The organism is Coprothermobacter sp. (assembly GCA_013824685.1).
Classification (GTDB): Bacteria; Caldisericota; Caldisericia; order Cryosericales; family Cryosericaceae; genus Cryosericum.
The window spans coordinates 33,928-51,954 of record PNOG01000008.1 but is presented as its reverse complement, the minus strand read 5'-3'; the positions used below and the strand labels follow the sequence as shown (position 1 = coordinate 51,954).

Sequence of the window (18,027 nt, the reverse complement as noted above, 5' to 3'; positions counted from 1 at the left end):
CACTAATGATATTCACAATTGCAGGGGTAGTCCGATCGAACCTTCGGCGGCCTCCATGATCATCTCAGTCATCGTCGGATGCGGGTGAATCGCTTGTAGCAGCTGTTCCGCCGTCATGCCGAACTGTACGGCCAGGACCGATTCCATGACCAGGTCGGTGGCTTCGGCGCAGTAGAGGGAGATTCCCAGGACCTCGTGGGTTTCGGCATGTGCCAGGACCTTGGCGAAGCCGATGCTTTCTTCCATCGTCCGCGCCTTGCCGCTGGCGCTGACGGGGAATGTCCCCGCCTTGTAGGGGATCCCTTCTGCCTTGAGCTCGTATTCCCTCTTGCCCACCACACTGATCTCCGGGTCGGTGAAGATGACCGAAGGGACAGCCGTGTAGACCATGTGAGCGTCGTGCCCGGCGATGTTCTCGGCCGCGACGACCCCTTCTTTCTCGGCGACGTGTGCCAGCATGTAGGTCCCCTTTACGTCACCGACAGCGTACACGCCGGGGACACTGGTGTGCATGTGATCGTCGACGACGATCCCCTTCTTCGAGAGTGTTACGCCCAGCGGCTCGAGTTCGGGGCCGACATTCGAACGGCGTCCGATGGACAGTAGAACGTGGTCGCCGTGGACTTCCTGTGTGCTGCCGTTCACGTCGAGTATCAGGGTGTAACCGGCATCCGCAGGGGTGACCGACTGGGTCTTCGCCCCGGTGATGATCGTGATGCCTCGCTTCTTGAGGGTGGCAGTGAGGGCCAGGGCCACGTCCTCATCCTCGGCAGGCAGGATATGTGGCATCAGCTCGACGATCGTGACCTTCGTCCCGACGGCGCTGAAGAATGTCGCCATCTCGACGCCGATAACGCCGCCCCCGATAACAACGAGTTCCTTCGGCTGCTCCCTGTTGCGGAAGACGTCATCACTGGTCCAGATGCCCGGATCGGTGAAGGGAGGAAACCTGATGGGGGAGCTGCCGGTCGCGATGATGACGTTTTTCGCTTCGACAACTTCACCGGTCGCGCCGATACAGACGTGTGTCGCATCGTGCAGGGTCGCCCGGCTGGCATAGACTTGGATGTTGTTCTTCTTCATCAGGTATTCGATTCCCTTACGCAGGCGCACGACGACCTGGTCCTTGCGCGTCATGATGGCGCCGAAGTCGGCTCCGACGCCCTCGGCCGTCAGTCCGAACTTGCGGGCCTCCCGCATGCGCGTCAGCAGCTTGCTGCTGGCAAGCATCGTCTTGGTGGGGATGCAGCCCCAGTTGGTGCACGTACCGCCCATGTCGGCCTCTTCCGCCAGCGCGACCGACAGACCCAGCTGAGCCGCCTTGATTGCTGCGACGTACCCTCCAGGTCCACCACCGATAATGAACACGTCCACCATGTCAGCCTCCTGCGATGTTGTCGCGATGCACGTTCATGGTATCACACTGGGCTCCCCGGTCAACTCTGGAAGTCATCTGGTTTCAGGTCTCGAAACCATGCAATGCGTGAGCGGTTTGTACATGGTGTTGCGCGCTCGCACGACCTTGACTCGGGCAAGCGCAGCGTATCATAGGGATAGATACAGTGCGCGGTTTCGTGGAACGAGTTCGTCGGGTCTCAATCGGCAGCAAGAGTATCAAGGAGGAGCCATGAGTCGAAGACTGTTCGTTGCACTACTCATCCTGGCCATGTGTGTCCCGTTTTTTGCGCCTGCATCTCCAATCGAGGCGGCGACGACGCAGACGACACTGGTGTATGATTTCATTGCAAACGCGCCGACTGCGACATGGCAAACTACGGCGGTGCCGATCTCATTTGGTGGTCCAAACACCGACATCCGTGGCTTTGCGATGTACGTGAGCCCGGCGACTCTTGAGGATGGCGTCAGTCGCCACAGAGTGCTGGAAACGCACCCTCAATGGGTCAACGACGGAGCCATTGAAGGAACATACAGAGATATACGTGTCCCCGACGGAGCCACACTCACGCTGAGTGTCGGATTCCTTACGGGCGCTTCTGGCACCAACGGGGTTCACTACTCCATCCGCTTCATGGAAAACGGGACGTCGACCTGGTACTACTTCCCCGCCGGGAACACGACCGCAAATGTCGGATTGCTGGACACCTACGACGGAAAGATCCAGACGCGGTACTACAGCTTGGACGCGCTTAAGGGCAAGACGGGGAAGTTCGTCCTGCGTGTCTCCGCCAACGGGTCGTCCACCAAGGATTGGGCCTGCTGGGCCGATGCCAGGATCACGGCGCTGTCGGTCCCGGGAGCCGTCGAGGCCCACTCGCTGGGGTCGAGCGTCGTCGTCGATTGGGAATACACCTACACGGCCGAACTCTTCCACAGTCTAAGCTTCGAAGTGCAGAAGCGGAGCGGTATTTTTCCGATCTGGCTTGACGTTGGAACGGTGGCCTACCCGGTAACGACCTTGGCGATCGAGGACCAGTCCGCTGGGCAGAACACGTACCGCGTGAGGGCAGTGGAGACCGTCACCTTCATCTGGACCACGACGACGGAAAGCGAGTGGTCGGCGGCCGTCTCCTCCTGGGTGCTGACGGTGCCAGTTGGGGCTGCTGTACAGCACGTCGAGGGCACGAGAGACATCCGCGTCAAGTGGACAGGACTTGATCCGCTTGCGACCGGCTACGAGGTCCTGAGGACCGTGAACCCGCTGATGCGCCCCTCCGTTGTCCATGAGGGTCCTCGCACCGACACTTCCTGGGTGGACACGGGACTCGACCCGAACAAGAACTACTATTACTACGTACGGGCATGGAAGACCGGGACCGAGAGCAGCGACAGGGATGTGTCGGCAATGTCGCCCATGCTTTCCATCACGACGTTCCCAGAAGTACCCACAGAGCAGGTTGCGCACAGCTCGGGACGAACCATCACCGTTTCCTGGGCGCATTCCGGCAACTGCAGTCAGTTCCATGTGTGGTCAAAGCCGACGCGCGTAACGGATCCAGTCATGCCAGACATGCTTCCTGCTACACAGCGGTCGAAGGCAATTGTGGATGCCGAGTACGGCAAATGGTACATCTTGGTTAGGGCTTGGGGTGAAGGGGGATACAGTCCTCAGACGCTTGCGCTGGACACCTGGGTGCTGACGGCACCCTCTGCGCCCCTGGCGACGGTTGGGGGTACGGCCACGGTGAACCTCTCGTGGGGCGCACCTGATGCCAATGCTACGAGCGTCCACATACTGAGAAGCGTCTCGGCTGGCCCGTTTGCCGACCTTAGTACGGTCGCGGCGAACGTCACGTCGTTCGCAGATACGACCTGTCTTCCTGGAACAGCGTATTCTTACAAGCTGCAGGCTGTGAGGGACGACGACGTCTCGGAACTCTCACCGGCATCGTCACCAGTGACGACGTCTGCGGCTCTGACGCCACCCGCAACACCGACCAGTCTCATTGCTGTGGCCCAATCCTCTACTGCCGTCGGCCTGACCTGGGCGGACAATGCCAGCAACGAGGATTCATACCGTGTCTATCGCAGAGATGGCACCGCTATTGTCTTTGGCCAGGTGTCACCCGATCTGCCGGCCGGCACGACGAGCTGGCAGGATGTCGGTATGGCTCCGTCATCCATGTATACGTACGCCGTCAAGGCGCGTAACCCCGCGGGAGACTCTGGATGGTCAAACGAGGCGTCTGTGACGACCCCTGCGGCACCTGTGACCGCCCCGCTTGCGCCGACATCTCTGACGGCCTCAGCGGGCAACCCCCGGTCCGTCGATTTGAACTGGATCGACAACGCATCCAACGAGGACGGATTCCGGATTGAGCGCCGCACCGGAACTGGGGCCTGGGCACAGGTCAAGACAGTCGGAGCGGACGCGATTAAGTGGGCCGACGAGACCGTCCTACCAGCAACTGCCTATGGTTACAGGATACGAGCATACAACGCAGGCGGTGAGTCCGGCTGGTCCAACGAATTCACAGTCACAACACCTGCCGAAGTGCAGTCCGTCGTCATGAAGCTGATCATCGACAAGAAGAACTACACGGTCAACGGCGTGTCGATGATGATGGATGTGGCGCCCGTCATCCTGGAGAGCCGGACACTGGGTCCTGTCCGGTACGTCGCAGAGGCGCTTGGGGCGGACGTCGCCTGGGATCCAGTGGAGCGCAAGGTCACCCTGACCCGGGACAGCCTGGTCATCGAGCTTTGGGTGGGCAGGAACACGGCGCGCGTCGACGGTGCCTACATGCTCATCGACCCGCAGAACCCCGAGGTCAAGCCAGTCATCCTGCCACCTGGCCGTACAATGCTGCCGTTCCGGTTCATCGCTGAGCAGCTTGGCGCCAGTGTTGGGTGGGATGCCGTGAAGCGCGAGGTGACAATCACCTATCCGGCTTCCTGAGAACCGTACGCGCAGTGAATCATGGCACAGGCTCCTTCGTGAGGAGGGGCCTGTGCGCTTGATAGACTGCGTCAGCTGATGTACAGTGTTAGGAGGACACATCCGGAGAGGTGAGTATGAGGCACCGTCGTTCCAACAGATGGGCCGTACTGGCAGTACTGGTCCTCTTCACACTGCTTCATCAGGCAGACCGGCTGCTCGTCGGCCCGCTGACAAGTTCCATCATGGCCTCCTTCAGCATCGATGAGGGGCAGATGGGTGCGGTAGTCTCCGGGGCACTTATTGTCGGCGGTCTGCTTTTCCCGGTCTGGGGATATCTCTTTGACCGGTTTTCGCGGGCGCGACTCATTGCACTTGCTGCGACTATCTGGGGTGCAACAACCTGGCTCGCGGCGCTCGCTCCCACCTTCGGCTGGTTCGTTGTGGCACGGGCGGCCACCGGTGTGGATGACGCCAGTACGCCCGGTGTCTACAGCTTGCTTGCCGACACGTTCGAGCCACGCATGCGGGGGAGGGTGTATGCTCTGCTCAAGACGGCGATGCCGGGCGGGTATGTTCTTGGCGCAGTCCTGGCGACGACCCTCGCTCCGCTCATCGGCTGGAGGTGGATCTTCGTCGTGACGGGAGGAGCGGGCCTGATCGTTGCCATGCTCGTCGCGCTTGTGGTCAAGGACGTCGCACGGGGAGCGACAGAGCCGGAGCTTGCAGGGGCGCCGGTCGTGGCGGCACGATTTAGCTGGGCGGTCGCGCGCAGCCTGCTGCGGCGGAGGACCCTCGTGGCACTGTATGCCCAGGGGTTCTTCGCCATTGTGCCCATCAACGTCGTGACATTCTGGTTCTTTCGGTATCTCGAGACTGAACGGGGCTACACCGGCACAGCGTCGCTCTCAGTGGCGGCCCTTACAGTCCTGGGGCTCGGTGTGGGATTCCCACTGGGAGGAGTGCTCGGTGACAAGATGTTCCGGAGGATGCCCCAGGGCCGTCTCCTTGTAGGCATGGCAACGCTCCCAGGGTCTGTTCTGCTGTGCGCTGCCCTTCTCACGGCGACAACGCAGCCGGTCCTGTTTGCCTTGCTGGCGGCGACCGGAGCCTTCCTGACTTCGTTTGCAGCTCCGAACATAGGGGCGACGATCAGTGACGTGAGCCTGCCGGAGGTTCGGAGCACCGCTCTTGCGATGCAGGGCCTGGTCGAGACGACCGGAGCGGCCCTGGCGCCGTTTCTGGCTGGGCTTGTGGCCTCTCGGGCGAGCCTGGGCACGGCATTCCTCGTGGTCGTCGCGGGCGCCGTGACGTGCTGGACGCCTTTCTACCTGATTGCGCTTGCGAGCATTTCCCGCGATCTAGATCAGACGCGCTCGCAGCTGCGAGCCAGGTCCGGGTTCTGATTACACCCAGGGATTCTCGCCCAGTTCGGCGCCTACGGTCGTCGGATTGCCGTGTCCCGGGAAGATGCGTGTGGCCGGGGGGAGCGTCATGAGGGTCACGCGTATTCCGGCAAGCAGCTGTTCGAACTCTTCCTGGCTGGGCGTGCGCCCAACGCTGCCGGCAAACAGTGTATCGCCGACGAACGCGTGGTCTCCCGCGATGAGGATGCTGCTGGCCGGCGTATGCCCCTGTATGGTCGCAATGCGGTAGGTGATAAGCCCCAGGGGTAGCTCCTGCCCTGCAATCAGTGGAGATGACGCAGCCTGCATGGCGAATGTTGACCCCATCTGTGCGGCGTAGTTCGCCATCGGATCTCTGGCGAGTTCAGCCTCTCGCGGGTTCATGAGTAGCGTCGCGTCGGGAAAACGCTTCATCGCCGTGTCGACGCCCGAGACGTGATCGAAGTGCCCATGAGTGCACACGATCCACCGGAGGTGAGCGTTGGCGCTCTCGACGACGGTGGCCACCTCCTCAAGTTCCCGGTTCCAGACCATGCCGGGGTCCACGAGCATGAGCTCCGTCCCTGACTGTACCAGGTAGCAATTGGTCAGCAGGGGGCCGACCGGCATGCGCGTGACCGTGGCTCCCGCCATCGTCTCGTGAAACTGTTCCATTCTAGCCTCCCCGTACTGTAAGGAAAGTATACTCAAACCGGACCCCAGGCGAACCACAGAGCAACAGGCTTGCCAGAAACAGACGTTTGCTTTTCTTTGTTTGACGCTCAATCGCCATGTTGGTTTTTTGAGAGCAGTCTCCAGCGTGGAAGCGATCAGTTCGGCAATTCCTGAGTTGGCGAAACGACTCACGTTCATGCCGGGTACGTCGATATGTGTGCATGCAATAGCTACAGCAGACGTATACTATTAATGAGTACGTGGATGTAACTACCAACAACGCAGCAGTGCAAGGAGAAGAAGCAATGAGACTATCCGTCATCGACGCGGAACGCTGTACAGGCTGTCAGATATGCATGTTTGCGTGCACTCGCCGACTGGGCTATGCGGGAATAGGCAAGACGGCAACCCACATCAAGTCCGTGAGTGGCATCTATACGCCGGAGTTGACACTGTGGGTGTTTGAGACACCGGCCGTTGTAAGTGGGTTCGATGAGGCGTACATGCGGCGCGCGATCGCGTTTGCCGCGAATCAGCTGGCCAGTCCGCGCGCATAGTCGCGGCAGAACAGCACAGGAGGACCAGACATGACAGACAAGAACAGGGAACCGATGAGCAGCAGCGCCGAGGATCGCAAGGACCGCAGGCAGCGGGAACGCCTCGCGGAGCTGACGCGTTCGTTCAAGAAGGACCCCAAGGACTTCGTTCAGAAGGTGGAGCAGGCGTGTCCGGCGGGCACGCCGCCTGCGACCGCATTGCAGGACGCTGCGGTAGTTCTTGCCGAGCAGGACGAGTTCAAACCCGCGCTGGCCCTGCTGGACAGGGCGGTGGTGCTGTACGAGGCCAAGCATGACAATGCCGGCCTGGCCCACGTCTATGTCAACATGGGCCCCCTGTACGGCATGCTTGATGAGTTGGAGAAAGGCATCAGTGTCTCGCTGAAGGCCGAAGCGCTGGCCAAGGCTCTGCCGGCCGATCCTGAGCTCACGCTGCATTATGCGAGTGACCTCGGTGGCATGTATACGGAGATGGAGGAGTGGGACAAGGCAATGTACTATTTCCAAGTCGCTTGCGACACGTCAAAGGGCATGGGCAACAGGGAGGTCGAAACCGACGCTCTTCTCATCATGAGCCAGGTGGCCGTCGCCCAAGGAGACGCAGGCAAGGCACGTGAGCTCGCTGAGAAAGGCGGCGCTCTCGGCAAGGCCCTCCACAACAAGCTTTTTCAGGCGCGTGCACTCCAGACGATCGGCGACGCGAGTGCACTCGACGGAAACCATGAGCAGGCTGTCGTCCTGTTCCAGCAGGCGCTGGACCTCGAAGCCGACGAGCCCGACCTGGAGCTTCGACAGCAGTTGTTCTGGGAAATGAGCGAGTCGTACGAAGAAGCTGGAAACAAGGAACTGGCAGAGGACTATCGCAGTCGCGCTGCCGATCTCGACGAAACCGACGAGGATATGGACGAGACGGACGACTCAGCCGAGTGACCACGTAGTAGATGCGCATGTGCCGCGTTTTCAGGGGCGAGCTGCGGACAAGGAGGATGGTATGTTGTACGAACGTGAATTGAAGGAGACGGCAAGAGCTCTGGTGGCGCCGCACAAGGGAATCCTGGCGGCTGACGAGAGTGTTGGGACGATCGGCAAGAGATTTGCGAAGTTGGGCATTCCGTCGACGGCCGAGACGCATCGCGCCTATCGAGACATGCTGTTTACGACGCCCGGTATCGAGGAATTCATTGCGGGCGTCATCTTGTATGACGAAACGATTCGCCAGGAGTCTCTGGGTGGAACGCTATTTCCCAGGCTGCTGGCCGAGAAGGCTGTTATCCCTGGCATCAAGGTCGACACGGGAGCGGTTGAGCTGGCGCTTCACCCCGGTGAGAAGGTCACACAGGGACTGGATGGACTCCGCGAACGGCTGGCCGAGTACCGGTCGATGGGCGCACGGTTCACCAAGTGGCGTGCCGTCATCACGATTGGAACGGGTATCCCAAGCAAGGCATGTGTCAGTGCCAACGCCCAGGACCTTGCGCGCTATGCGGCCCTGGCACAGGAAGCTGGACTTGTTCCGATCGTCGAACCCGAGGTCCTCATGGACGGTGATCATGACCAGGAACGGTGCGAGTTTGTCACCTCGGGCGTCCTGAGGTCTGTCTTCAAGGAGCTTGCCCGGCAAGGGGTCCTGCTCGAGGGCATGTTGCTCAAGCCGAGCATGACAGTCTCCGGCAAGTCCTGCTCACATCAAGCGGGGGTCCAGGACGTGGCCGAGGCGACCGTGCGCACACTACGCCGTACTGTCCCGGCAGCTGTCCCGGGCATCGTTTTCCTGTCGGGCGGGCAGTCGTCCGAACTGGCGACCGCTCATCTCAATGCGATGAACAAGCTGGGACCGCACCCGTGGGAACTCAGCTACTCGTACGGACGGGCACTGCAGGAGCCCGCACTCACCATCTGGCACGGTGAGCAGGCAAATGTGGCGGCGGCGCAGGCGGCCTTCTATCATCGAGGCAAGTGCAACAGCGCTGCACGGACCGGTTCGTACACGCCCGAGCTCGAGCGCCAGCAGCAGTAGGCCCCCTGGGGATCTGACCCACGAAACGACGTTCCGGGCAGTAGAGATACCCCACTGCCCGGAACGCTGAGAAGGAGGAACGGCGGGGAGGCTAGCCGCCCAGGTAGGCTTTCTTCACGTCCGGGTTGTTACGCAGTTCCGCGGCTGTCCCTGACAGTACCAGGGAACCGGTTTCCAGCACGTATCCGCGGTTGGCTATGGACAGCGCCTTGAATGCGTTCTGCTCGACGAGCAGGACCGTCTTGCCCAGACGGTTGATCTCGACGATGATGCCGAAAATCTCCTCGACCAGCACGGGCGACAGGCCCATCGAGGGTTCGTCGAGGAGCATGAACGGGTTGTTCTGCATGAGACCCCGACCAACTGCCAGCATCTGCTGTTCGCCACCTGACAGTGTTCCGGAGATCTGTCGTCTGCGCTCCTTGAGACGCGGGAACAGCGAGAATACCTTGTCCTGGTTGGGGCCGGCCGACTTCTTGTCTTTGACCGACGACAGCGCCACGTCCAGGTTTTCCTGCACGGTCAGGTTGCCAAAGATGCCACGGCCTTCGGGGACCTGGGAGATACCCATGCGCGCGATGAGATGCGGCGGCGTGTGGGTGATATCCTGTCCGTCATAAATGATGCTGCCGGACGCTGCACGCAGAATGCCGGAGATGGCGCGCAAGGTCGTCGACTTGCCGGCGCCGTTGGCACCGATGATCGAGACGATTTCACCCTTCTCCACGTTGAACGATACATCCTTCAGGGCACGGATGGAACCATAGAAAACGTCGATGTTCCGGACTTCGAGCAGCATGTCAGGCCCCCTTTCCAAGGTATGCTTCGCAGACCCGCGGGTCGTTGCGGATGTGCTCGGGCACGCCTTCGCAGATGGTCTCGCCGAAGTCCATGACCTTGATACGTTCGCACACGCCCATGACCACCCTCATCTGGTGCTCGATGAGCAGGATAGTCAGGTCGAACTTGTCGCGGAGCCAGTGGATCATTTCCAACAGTTCGTCTGCCTCTGCCGGGTTCATGCCGGCAGCCGGCTCGTCCAGGATGAGGAGCTTGGGTTTGGTGGCAAGAGCGCGGGCGATTTCCAGGCGGCGCTGGGCCCCGTAGGGAAGGGAACCCGAGATGTCGTCGGCATGTCCCTCCAGGTGGAACAGGCGCAGGAGGTCGATGGCATAGTCGTCGACAAGTTGCTCGCCCTGCCAGTACTTTCGTGTGTGCAGGAACGCATCAGTATTGCCGTAGGACATGCGGAAGTGATAGGCGATCTTGATGTTGTCGATAACGCTGGATTTGCCGAACAGCCGGATAGTCTGGAACGTGCGTGCGATCCCTGCCTGGGCGATCTGGTGGGTTTTCTTGCCCACAATGTTTTGCCCGTCGAAGACAATTGTGCCACTCGTCGGCGTATAGACGCCGGTGAGCACGTTGAACACGGTGGTTTTTCCTGCGCCGTTCGGCCCGATGAGGCCGACGATCTCGCCGTGCTCCAACTGGATGTTGAAGTCGGAAACGGCGCGCAGGCCGCCGAAGAACTGCGTGAGATGCGTAACGTCGAGGAGAGCCATTATGCGCTCACCTCCTTCCTCTGACGCTGGGGAATGAGGATGAAGCCGAATTCCTTGAGGCCCATAATGCCTTCTGTCCGAAAGATCATGACGAAGATGAGGATCAGTGGGTAGATGACCAGGCGCCATGATTGCAGACCGCGCATTAGTTCGGGCAGGAACGTGAAGATGGCCGGGCCGACCATGGCACCACTGATTGATGTGGAGCCGCCGACGTACAGGTAGATCAGATACTCCAGCGACTTCACGAAACTGAAGTTGTCCGGGTGGATGAACTGCAGCAAGTGAGCAAAGACACCGCCCGAGACGCCGGCGAAGAAGGCCGAGAAGACAAACACAAAGACCTTCTGGCGCGTTGTATTGATGGCCATTGACTCTGCGGCGATCTCGGAGTCGCGGACCGCCTTCATGGAGCGACCGTACGACGAGAACAGGTAGTTGCGCATGAGAACGACGCTCACGATTGCGAACACGAAGACGACCTCCAGCGTGGTGAGCTTGGGGATGCCGCCCAGGCCACGGGGACCACCGAGCACTTCAGTGACACGGATGACGGTGCGGATGAGCTCGTTGGCGGACAGTGTCACGATGGCCAGGTAGTCGCCCTTGAGACGCAGCGACGGCGCACCGACAAGATAGCCTGCTGCCGCAGCCAGCAACCCTCCTGTAAGAATCGCGACAATGAAGACAGGATACGCGACCCATGGATTGGCTGTACTTGTATGCAACCAGACTGTCGTAATCATGGCTGAGGTATAGGCGCCGACAGCCATGAAACCAGCATGTCCGATGGAGAACTGGCCGGTGAAACCGTTCACCATGCCCAGGCTGACGGTCATGACGATGTTGATGCCGACCAGGGCAATGAGCTGGATGTAGTAGCCGTTCAGAAGAGGTCCTCCGTCGACGAGGGGCAGGATGCTCAGTAGCTTGATGACGACATAGGCCAGCACGAATGCAATGACTGTGGCTAGGGTGCGGTGCGTACGGAGAAAGGTCATGTCAGACCTTCTCCGGCATAAACTTGCCCAGCAGGCCGCTTGGTCGAACAAGCAGGATGCCAATAAGGATGGCGAACGCGATGCCATACCCCAGGTTGGAGTTGACCGACGTCGCAAACGCCTCCGAGATTCCCATGATATACGCGCCCAGCACGGCGCCCGGGATATTGCCGATGCCGCCAAGGACCGCTGCGATGAACGCCTTTAGGCCCCACCATATGCCCAGGGACGGGGAATTCAGGCTGCCGTAGGTCACGCCGAACAGGATGCCGCCGGCACCTGCCAGCGCCGGACCCACGATAAAGGCCGTACTGATGACGACGTCGATGTTGATGCCCATGAGGCTTGCTGTCGGCTTGTCGAATGACACCGCACGCATCTGCTTGCCGATGAGCGTCTTGTTCACGAACCAGAACAGCAGGACCATCAGGACGACCGAAACGCCGACGTCGAGCAGCAGCACGTTGTCGATGATGAGGCCGAGGCTGCCGGGGAGGGGAATGTTCTTGGCCACGATGAGGTCGGGGAACTTGCGGAACGTCGGGCCGAAGACGAATGGCAGGGCACAGAAGTTCTCCAGGAACAGCGACACGCCCAGCGCTGTGATGAGGGCGGACAACCGTGATTTGTACCGCAGCGGGCGATAGGCAAGTTTCTCCATGACGAAGCCAAGCAGGCCGGTAATGAGCATGGCTGCGATGATCGTCGGGATGAAGGCACCACCAAAGACCTTGGCCATGACAGGGGCGAGAAAGAACCCCATGTAAGCGCCAACCATGAAAATGTCGGCGTGAGCGAAATTGATGAGGCGCACGATGCCATACACCATTGTATAGCCCAGGGCAATCAGGGCATAGATACTGCCTAACTGAATGCCGTTGATGAGTTGCTGCAGGAACTGGCCCATGTTTTCTCCTCCAACAGGAGGCGCAGCGGGGACGTACCTGGTTCCCGCTGCGCCGAGATGCGTGCTAGGTTACGGGTTGACAGTTGTCAGGAACGTCTGCTGGCCGTTCTTGATCTGCAGGATGACTGCGGCCTTGATGGGGTTGCGGTTTTCGTCGAACTTGTAGGCACCGCCGATGCCCGAGAAGGTCGTATTTTTCATGGCATCCCTGATGTCCGAGCCCTTGATTGAGCCGGCAGTCTTGAACGCGTCGAGGAACAGTCCCGCAGCGTCATACGCAAGAGCAGCGAGTGCGTCGGGCGCTGCCCCGTACTTGGCCGTGTATGCCGCGACGAAAGCCTGGACTTTGGGGCTGAGGTCGTCCTTGGAGAAGTGGTTGGAGAAGACGCCACCCTCGACAGCCGCACCACCTATCTTGACGAGGTCAGGTGAGTCCCAGCCATCGCCGCCGCCGGCGGGGACGTTCAGACCCATTGCGCGGGCCTGTTTCAGGATGAGTGCGGTGGATCCGTAGTAGCCCGAAAGGTACAGGAACTCAGGCTTGGCAGCCTTGATTTTGGTCAGCTGGGCCTTGAAGTCGACCGTCTTGTCTTCATCCGTGAAGGCTTCATAGGCGACGACTTTGCCGCCCAGGCTCTCGAAACTGGCCTTGAAGTTCTCGGCCAGTCCCTTGGGGTAGTCGTTGCCGTTGTCGAACAAGCAGGCGGCCGTCTTGACCTTCAGCGTGTTCCACGCGTAGTTGGCCATGACCTTACCCTGGAACGGGTCGATGAAGCAGGCACGGAAAATGTAGTCACCGACCAGCGTGACCTTCTCATTGGTGGACGTTGGCGAGATCTCCGGGACGCCGGCAGACTGCGCGATAGGCGCGACGGCCAGGGTGACCTTGCTCATGACGGCGCCGATGATGCCGATGACCTTGTCCTGGTTGATGAGCTTCTGAGCGGCGCTGGCGCCGACTTCGGGGGAACCAGCGTCGTCCTCGTTGATGTAGTTGATAGTCGTCTTGACGCCGTCGACCATTGCTCCGCCGGCAGCATTGAACTCCTCGACGGCCATGGCTGTACCCTGCATGCTGGAAGTACCGAAGGTGGCCGAGCCACCGGTCATCGGGTAGATACCGCCCAGGTTGACAACCTGTTCGGTGGGTAGGACCTCAGCTTTCTTGCATCCGACGCCAACGCCGGCAATGAGTGCACAGACAAGAATAATAGCAAGCAGTCTCCTCATGTGTTCTCCTCTCTTGATGTGGATGTGTGGTACGGGTTCGTGGAGCGACAGAGCGTCGTCAGGTTTGCAGGCCTGCTGACACCCCCTTCCCAAGAAAGCGGAAAGACCTCACGGCACATTCTCCGCGAGGTCTTCTGGCAACTGCGCAAGCTGAGGGCTTGGGTCCCTGCTCAATGCGGACTTCGGACAGAGTCCTGCTCGGTGAGTCCAAGGCACAGACATCCGGAACAAGGCGTGAGCATGAACCGAATGGGTGTGGTAAGTCTAGGTATGAGACAAAGTTGGGGAACCATCTGATGTCCATAATCAATTCTTGCAGAATGACCAGAAAAGTCAATAGGCGGAGGCTGAGGACCATGAAGGAGCTATTGGAGTGCGTTTGCCGGCAGCTTCCGGCATGACGGAGCACGCGGGTCTGTGAACAGGCTACAAGGGAGAGGTTCGACGCGCTGTACCGTGGTCGACATGGGCACGCCAACGTAAGCGGCGGATCCAATCATGACAGAACAGACCTCTGTGCACCGCGTTTCAGCACCTCACATCTGACGTCCCCGCTACGGGACATTCCACGTGTCGTTCCATGTGTTCCACCTCGTCTATGCACACTATTGCAGTGCCGCAGGAATTGTCAAGGTGTACGTGACTTCCTGTCCATGGGGCATTTTCTGTCGCGTCGGACCGAGCTGTGCGTCAGGCTGACTGTCTGCGAAAGCGGAGCACGGCCAGGACGGCAAGGCTGGTGGCACAGGCCAGCAGCAAGGCACAGGACATGAGGACCGAGGATACGCCGAGACCTCGCTGGACAACATTCTCATAGGCGTCGATGATCAGTGATCCCGGCGTCGCTCGCGCTACCTTCTGGAACACCGCGCCGGTGAACTGCAGAGGGACCCACGCGCCGCCGAGACCGGAGAGGACGAACATGAGGATGAGCGAGAACGCTATCGCCTGCTCCTCAGAGCGTGACGCGACCCCGATGAGCAGCCCGAGTGCTGCCACGAATGCCGAAGCGCAGGTTGTCACGAGCAGGGTCGCGAGGGGCGCATGCAGGTACTGGACACGCAGGACCACGGCCGCGAACAGGATGAGCATGGTGAGCTGCGCGAAGACCTGTATGAACATGGCGAGGTAGTGTCCCAGGAGGATGCCGGAACGCGACAGCCTGGTCGTCATGAGGCGGGCAAGGGTCCGGGATTTTCTCTCTTCGACGACGATTCCGGCAGCACCGATGAGTCCGGCGATAGAGAACTGCAGCATCATGCTGGGGGAAGTGTGCGCAAAGCCGCCGGCATTGCGCTGCTGTTCCGTGAGCTTGCTCGATACCGTCACAGTGACGGCCGTTGGCTGTATCTTCCACGCAGACACTGCGTTCCTGAATGCATCCGTGAACTGATCAAACGTGAGTGCCGATGGTCTGTCGAACCCTGAGGGAGGCGCCAGGTCCCGGTACACGGTGGCCGTCATGCGTGCGGTCCGAACGGCACTCGTGAGGCGTGTCGACAGGTTTGCCAACTCGTTCCTGGCTGTCGTTCCACTACTGCTTGCGACGTCCACGACGCATGGCAGCGGCGGGACGGTGCCATCGTAGCAGGTCCGCAGGAACCCGGTTGGGATGAAGAGAACGGCGGTGACCTTGCCATCCCGGACAGAGACACGAAGAGCCTGGTCCTCCATGCTTGCGGGGGTGGCCAGGCGGGCGACGGTTGAGGATTCCACAAGGTCGACGAGGGCTGCATAGGCCGGGTCGCCCGTGTCACCGGTGACGACGACCGGCAGACGGGTGTCCGCTGGAGCGCCGTAGCCGCCGAACGCGAATCCGAACAGGAGGGTGAACGCGATAGGCATGATCAGGATGAACATCAGGGACTTGCGGTCGCGCAGGATCTGCATGAGGTCCTTGATCGTCAGGTCGATGGCACTCATAGCGGACCTTACGCGAACCGCCGCGCCATGCGGGCGCGGCCAACAAGGAACATGACCGCGGTCCAGGCGAGCAGGACTGCCGCGCTCATGAGCAGCCGGCCCATGGGGGCTCCGTCCATGGCCTGCCGGAAGGCGAGGAGTGACCACCCCTGGGGCACGAAGAGAGCTACTAACTGTCCCAGCTTGGCAGCGGACGGGGCACTCATCGTGAACACGCTCGCGAGTGCAAGTATTCCCGTCGCCGTCACGACTCCGCCGAACACGACGCCGGCTTGCCGGCTCGTCTTCAGGAACGACATGAGGAAGATGCCGAATGCCGAAGCGCACAAGGCCGTTGGAACGAGAGCGATCGCGATCGGCAGGAGGCCACCCCAGCGGATGCCGAACGCAAGTGCTGAGAACAGCATCAGGACCAGCATCTGAATGACTGTGGTCAGCAGGATCGCCAGCATCTTGCCCTGCATCACGATTGCCGGGGTGGTTCTGGTGGTGAACAGGCGCTGCAAGGTCCCCTGCTCCTGTTCCAGCAGGATACTCTCGGCACAGGCTGTTCCCGTGTAGAAGACGTAGAAGACCATCATGGCGGCCATGTTGACGGCGAGGATCGTGGCAAGAAGGCTTGCAGACTTCTGTTGTTTCGCGGGGGGCGCTTCGATCTTCAGAGGTCCCGATGCTGTTTCTGCGGGCATCGCCTCGTCGACGAAACGTCGTATCGCCTGCGCCATATCGTCTGGTGATACTGTGATGCCCGCCGCGGTGAGGCTGCCGGTCACGGTCGACTGCATGATGCGGACCGATGTGAACTCGTCGGCGAACTGGCCGATGATGGCGCGGACGATGCCGGGACCGAGTGTGATCGTGGGATCCTGGTAGACTTCGACTGCTCCCGCCGGCACACCTTCCATACAGGTCTGTGTGAAGGTTGTCGGGATGATGACAGCGACTTCAGCCGTGCGGCTGTCCACGGCGTCGCGGGCGGCCTTGGCGGACCCAGCCGTCGTGACGGCGACGAGTCCCTTCATGTCGTCTGATACGAGCAGGTGTGTCAGGATGTCTCCTGCCGTCGTGGACGGGTCAGCATCGGAAGGGTCGAGGTCGACGGCTTGGCCTCCCGCGTCGAGGTTGGCGAGGACGACCTTCGTGACAGGGACGCTGAGCGCCTGCTGTTTCGATGTGGAAGTGCCGCCGAATGCTACGGCTAACAGGCCGACGATGAGCAACGGGATGGCAAACATGAACATCAGTCCGAACAGACTAGTGAACGAGTGGCGTATGTCCTTGAGAGCGACGTCGAATGCCTGCATGAGAGCTCAGTCGCGCAGTGCGCGGCCGGTGAGACGAAGGAACACGGCTTCGAGGTTTGGCTCCTGGACGTCGACCGACGCAATCCGCACACCTGCTCTGGCGGCGCTTTCGAAGAGACGAGGAAGCACACGGTTGCTGTCGGCCGCAAACACGGTCACGATGCCATCGTCTGAAGTCACGTCATGGATGCCCGTGACCGTCTTCCAGGTCTCCAGCAAGCCTTCGGCAGGTCCGGCGAGCCGCAGCTGGATACGGTCGAGTTCGCCCACACTGGTGATCAGCTCCTGCTGTGTGCCCACCGCGACAAGCTTGCCATGGTCCATGATGCCTACGTGGTCGGACAGCTCCTGCGCTTCCTCCATGTAGTGCGTGGTGTACAGGACCGTCATGCCCTGATCGCGAAGCTGTTTGACATTGTCCAGGATGGACCGGCGGCTTTGCGGGTCGATGCCGACCGTGGGTTCATCCATGATCACCAGTGCAGGCTTGTGGAGAAGTGCGACTGCGATGTTCACGCGGCGCTTCATGCCGCCCGAGTACGTGCTGACCCGTTCCCTCTGACGGTCTGTGAGCCCGATGACTTCCAGAACCTCGTCGACACGGCGGGCCAGAGGGACGCCGCGCAGCCCCTGCATCTTTCCCCAGAACAGCAGGTTTTCGCGAGCCGACAGGTCGCTGTACAGGGCAACCTCCTGAGGGACAACACCGATGGATGCCTTCACCTGCTGGGGTTTGACTGAGATGCTGTGTCCCATCACCAGCGCGTCACCGGAGTCGGCCTTCAGCAGGCACGAGAGCATGCTGATCGTGGTCGTCTTGCCGGCGCCGTTGGGGCCAAGAAGGCTGAAGATCTCGCCTCGAAGGACGTCAAAGGAAACGCCGTCGACCGCCCGATTCTGTCCAAAGCTGCGGTGCAGGTCCTGTACCTGGATAGCCAGCGTGTCTCCCATGAGCGACTCCCTTTTTCTGTCGTTGCCGGTGCAGCCGTGACAATGCGTCAACGTAAATCATGATATCCCGTTCGATGTGACGATACAACACGGAGAACAGATTCGGCATGGTCGTCGCCAAGCGCCCGTCGGCGCTCATCCACCAGGACCAGGTCGGTCTTGCCCTACAGCGACAG

At 60.6% G+C, this 18,027-nt stretch carries 15 protein-coding genes; 5 read left to right on the top strand and 10 right to left on the bottom strand.

Annotated features, from left to right (window positions below):
- Window positions 1-12 precede the first annotated feature (12 nt).
- Entirely contained in the window at window positions 13-1,377 is a 1,365-nt protein-coding gene (gene lpdA / locus C0398_02250; protein MBA4364811.1) for a dihydrolipoyl dehydrogenase, read from the bottom strand.
- Here lpdA and C0398_02245 point away from each other — a divergent pair.
- Together C0398_02245 and C0398_02240 are read left to right on the top strand one after the other, a co-directional pair.
- A complete protein-coding gene (locus tag C0398_02245; GenBank protein ID MBA4364810.1) occupies window positions 1,361-4,357 on the top strand; it encodes a hypothetical protein in 2,997 nt (998 codons plus the stop codon). The two genes, lpdA and C0398_02245, sit on opposite strands and share 17 nt — an antisense overlap.
- Window positions 4,358-4,473: 116 nt before the next feature.
- Window positions 4,474-5,742 carry an MFS transporter gene (locus tag C0398_02240; protein ID MBA4364809.1) on the top strand — a complete coding sequence of 423 codons (1,269 nt, stop codon included), beginning with the start codon at window positions 4,474-4,476 and terminating at the stop codon, window positions 5,740-5,742.
- On the opposite strand, the gene C0398_02235 is transcribed toward C0398_02240, so the two are convergent.
- Window positions 5,743-6,594, bottom strand: a complete 852-nt coding sequence (locus tag C0398_02235) for a hypothetical protein (GenBank protein MBA4364808.1) — start codon at window positions 6,592-6,594, stop codon at window positions 5,743-5,745.
- Between the two features lie 107 nt (window positions 6,595-6,701).
- Between C0398_02235 and C0398_02230 the strand changes: the two genes are divergently transcribed.
- The 3 genes from C0398_02230 to C0398_02220 all read left to right on the top strand — a co-directional run bounded on the left by C0398_02230 (window position 6,702) and on the right by C0398_02220 (window position 8,970).
- The gene (locus C0398_02230; protein ID MBA4364807.1) at window positions 6,702-6,953 is read left to right on the top strand and encodes a hypothetical protein; all 252 of its coding nucleotides are present in this window, start codon (window positions 6,702-6,704) and stop codon (window positions 6,951-6,953) included.
- A 30-nt stretch (window positions 6,954-6,983) separates the two neighbouring features.
- Entirely contained in the window at window positions 6,984-7,883 is a 900-nt protein-coding gene (locus C0398_02225; protein ID MBA4364806.1) for a hypothetical protein, read from the top strand.
- Window positions 7,884-7,947: 64 nt separating this feature from the next.
- Window positions 7,948-8,970: a fructose-bisphosphate aldolase class I gene (locus C0398_02220; GenBank protein ID MBA4364805.1), complete on the top strand. Its 1,023-nt coding sequence runs from the start codon at window positions 7,948-7,950 to the stop codon at window positions 8,968-8,970.
- Between the two features lie 91 nt (window positions 8,971-9,061).
- Here the strand turns inward: C0398_02220 and C0398_02215 are convergent, their stop codons facing one another.
- The 8 genes from C0398_02215 to C0398_02180 all read right to left on the bottom strand — a co-directional run bounded on the left by C0398_02215 (window position 9,062) and on the right by C0398_02180 (window position 17,851).
- Window positions 9,062-9,769: an ABC transporter ATP-binding protein gene (locus C0398_02215; protein MBA4364804.1), complete on the bottom strand. Its 708-nt coding sequence runs from the start codon at window positions 9,767-9,769 to the stop codon at window positions 9,062-9,064.
- 1 nt (window position 9,770) lies between these two features.
- Window positions 9,771-10,535, bottom strand: a complete 765-nt coding sequence (gene livG, locus C0398_02210; GenBank protein ID MBA4364803.1) for a high-affinity branched-chain amino acid ABC transporter ATP-binding protein LivG — start codon at window positions 10,533-10,535, stop codon at window positions 9,771-9,773.
- On the bottom strand, window positions 10,535-11,623 hold the full coding sequence (locus C0398_02205) for a branched-chain amino acid ABC transporter permease (GenBank protein MBA4364802.1): 1,089 nt from the start codon (window positions 11,621-11,623) through the stop codon (window positions 10,535-10,537). Before C0398_02205 ends, livG begins: the two co-directional genes overlap by 1 nt.
- Window positions 11,538-12,443: a branched-chain amino acid ABC transporter permease gene (locus C0398_02200; GenBank protein ID MBA4364801.1), complete on the bottom strand. Its 906-nt coding sequence runs from the start codon at window positions 12,441-12,443 to the stop codon at window positions 11,538-11,540. The genes C0398_02205 and C0398_02200 overlap by 86 nt, the downstream gene beginning before the upstream one ends.
- 69 nt (window positions 12,444-12,512) lie before the next feature.
- Complete coding sequence (locus tag C0398_02195) at window positions 12,513-13,673, bottom strand: ethanolamine utilization protein EutJ (GenBank protein MBA4364800.1); 1,161 nt, start codon at window positions 13,671-13,673, stop codon at window positions 12,513-12,515.
- Between the two features lie 690 nt (window positions 13,674-14,363).
- Complete coding sequence (locus C0398_02190) at window positions 14,364-15,596, bottom strand: hypothetical protein (GenBank protein ID MBA4364799.1); 1,233 nt, start codon at window positions 15,594-15,596, stop codon at window positions 14,364-14,366.
- A gap of 8 nt (window positions 15,597-15,604) precedes the next feature.
- Entirely contained in the window at window positions 15,605-16,900 is a 1,296-nt protein-coding gene (locus C0398_02185) for a hypothetical protein (protein ID MBA4364798.1), read from the bottom strand.
- Between the two features lie 6 nt (window positions 16,901-16,906).
- Window positions 16,907-17,851 (bottom strand): export ABC transporter ATP-binding protein, encoded by a 945-nt coding sequence (locus tag C0398_02180; GenBank protein ID MBA4364797.1) that lies wholly within the window; start codon window positions 17,849-17,851, stop codon window positions 16,907-16,909.
- Between the last annotated feature and the right edge of the window lie 176 nt (window positions 17,852-18,027).

Bases quoted from the DNA above. Each gene is read 5' to 3' on its own strand.
- C0398_02245 (MBA4364810.1), top strand. From the start codon at position 1,361: ATGAACACGTCCACCATGTCAGCCTCCTGCGATGTTGTCGCGATGCAC.
- lpdA (MBA4364811.1), bottom strand. From the start codon at position 1,377: ATGGTGGACGTGTTCATTATCGGTGGTGGACCTGGAGGGTACGTCGCA.
- C0398_02240 (MBA4364809.1), top strand. From the start codon at position 4,474: ATGAGGCACCGTCGTTCCAACAGATGGGCCGTACTGGCAGTACTGGTC.
- C0398_02235 (MBA4364808.1), bottom strand. From the start codon at position 6,594: ATGAACGTGAGTCGTTTCGCCAACTCAGGAATTGCCGAACTGATCGCT.
- C0398_02230 (MBA4364807.1), top strand. From the start codon at position 6,702: ATGAGACTATCCGTCATCGACGCGGAACGCTGTACAGGCTGTCAGATA.
- C0398_02225 (MBA4364806.1), top strand. From the start codon at position 6,984: ATGACAGACAAGAACAGGGAACCGATGAGCAGCAGCGCCGAGGATCGC.
- C0398_02215 (MBA4364804.1), bottom strand. From the start codon at position 9,769: ATGCTGCTCGAAGTCCGGAACATCGACGTTTTCTATGGTTCCATCCGT.
- livG (MBA4364803.1), bottom strand. From the start codon at position 10,535: ATGGCTCTCCTCGACGTTACGCATCTCACGCAGTTCTTCGGCGGCCTG.
- C0398_02205 (MBA4364802.1), bottom strand. From the start codon at position 11,623: ATGGCATCGCGTTCGCCATCCTTATTGGCATCCTGCTTGTTCGACCAA.
- C0398_02200 (MBA4364801.1), bottom strand. From the start codon at position 12,443: ATGGGCCAGTTCCTGCAGCAACTCATCAACGGCATTCAGTTAGGCAGT.
- C0398_02195 (MBA4364800.1), bottom strand. From the start codon at position 13,673: ATGAGGAGACTGCTTGCTATTATTCTTGTCTGTGCACTCATTGCCGGC.
- C0398_02190 (MBA4364799.1), bottom strand. From the start codon at position 15,596: ATGAGTGCCATCGACCTGACGATCAAGGACCTCATGCAGATCCTGCGC.
- C0398_02185 (MBA4364798.1), bottom strand. From the start codon at position 16,900: ATGCAGGCATTCGACGTCGCTCTCAAGGACATACGCCACTCGTTCACT.
- C0398_02180 (MBA4364797.1), bottom strand. From the start codon at position 17,851: ATGGGAGACACGCTGGCTATCCAGGTACAGGACCTGCACCGCAGCTTT.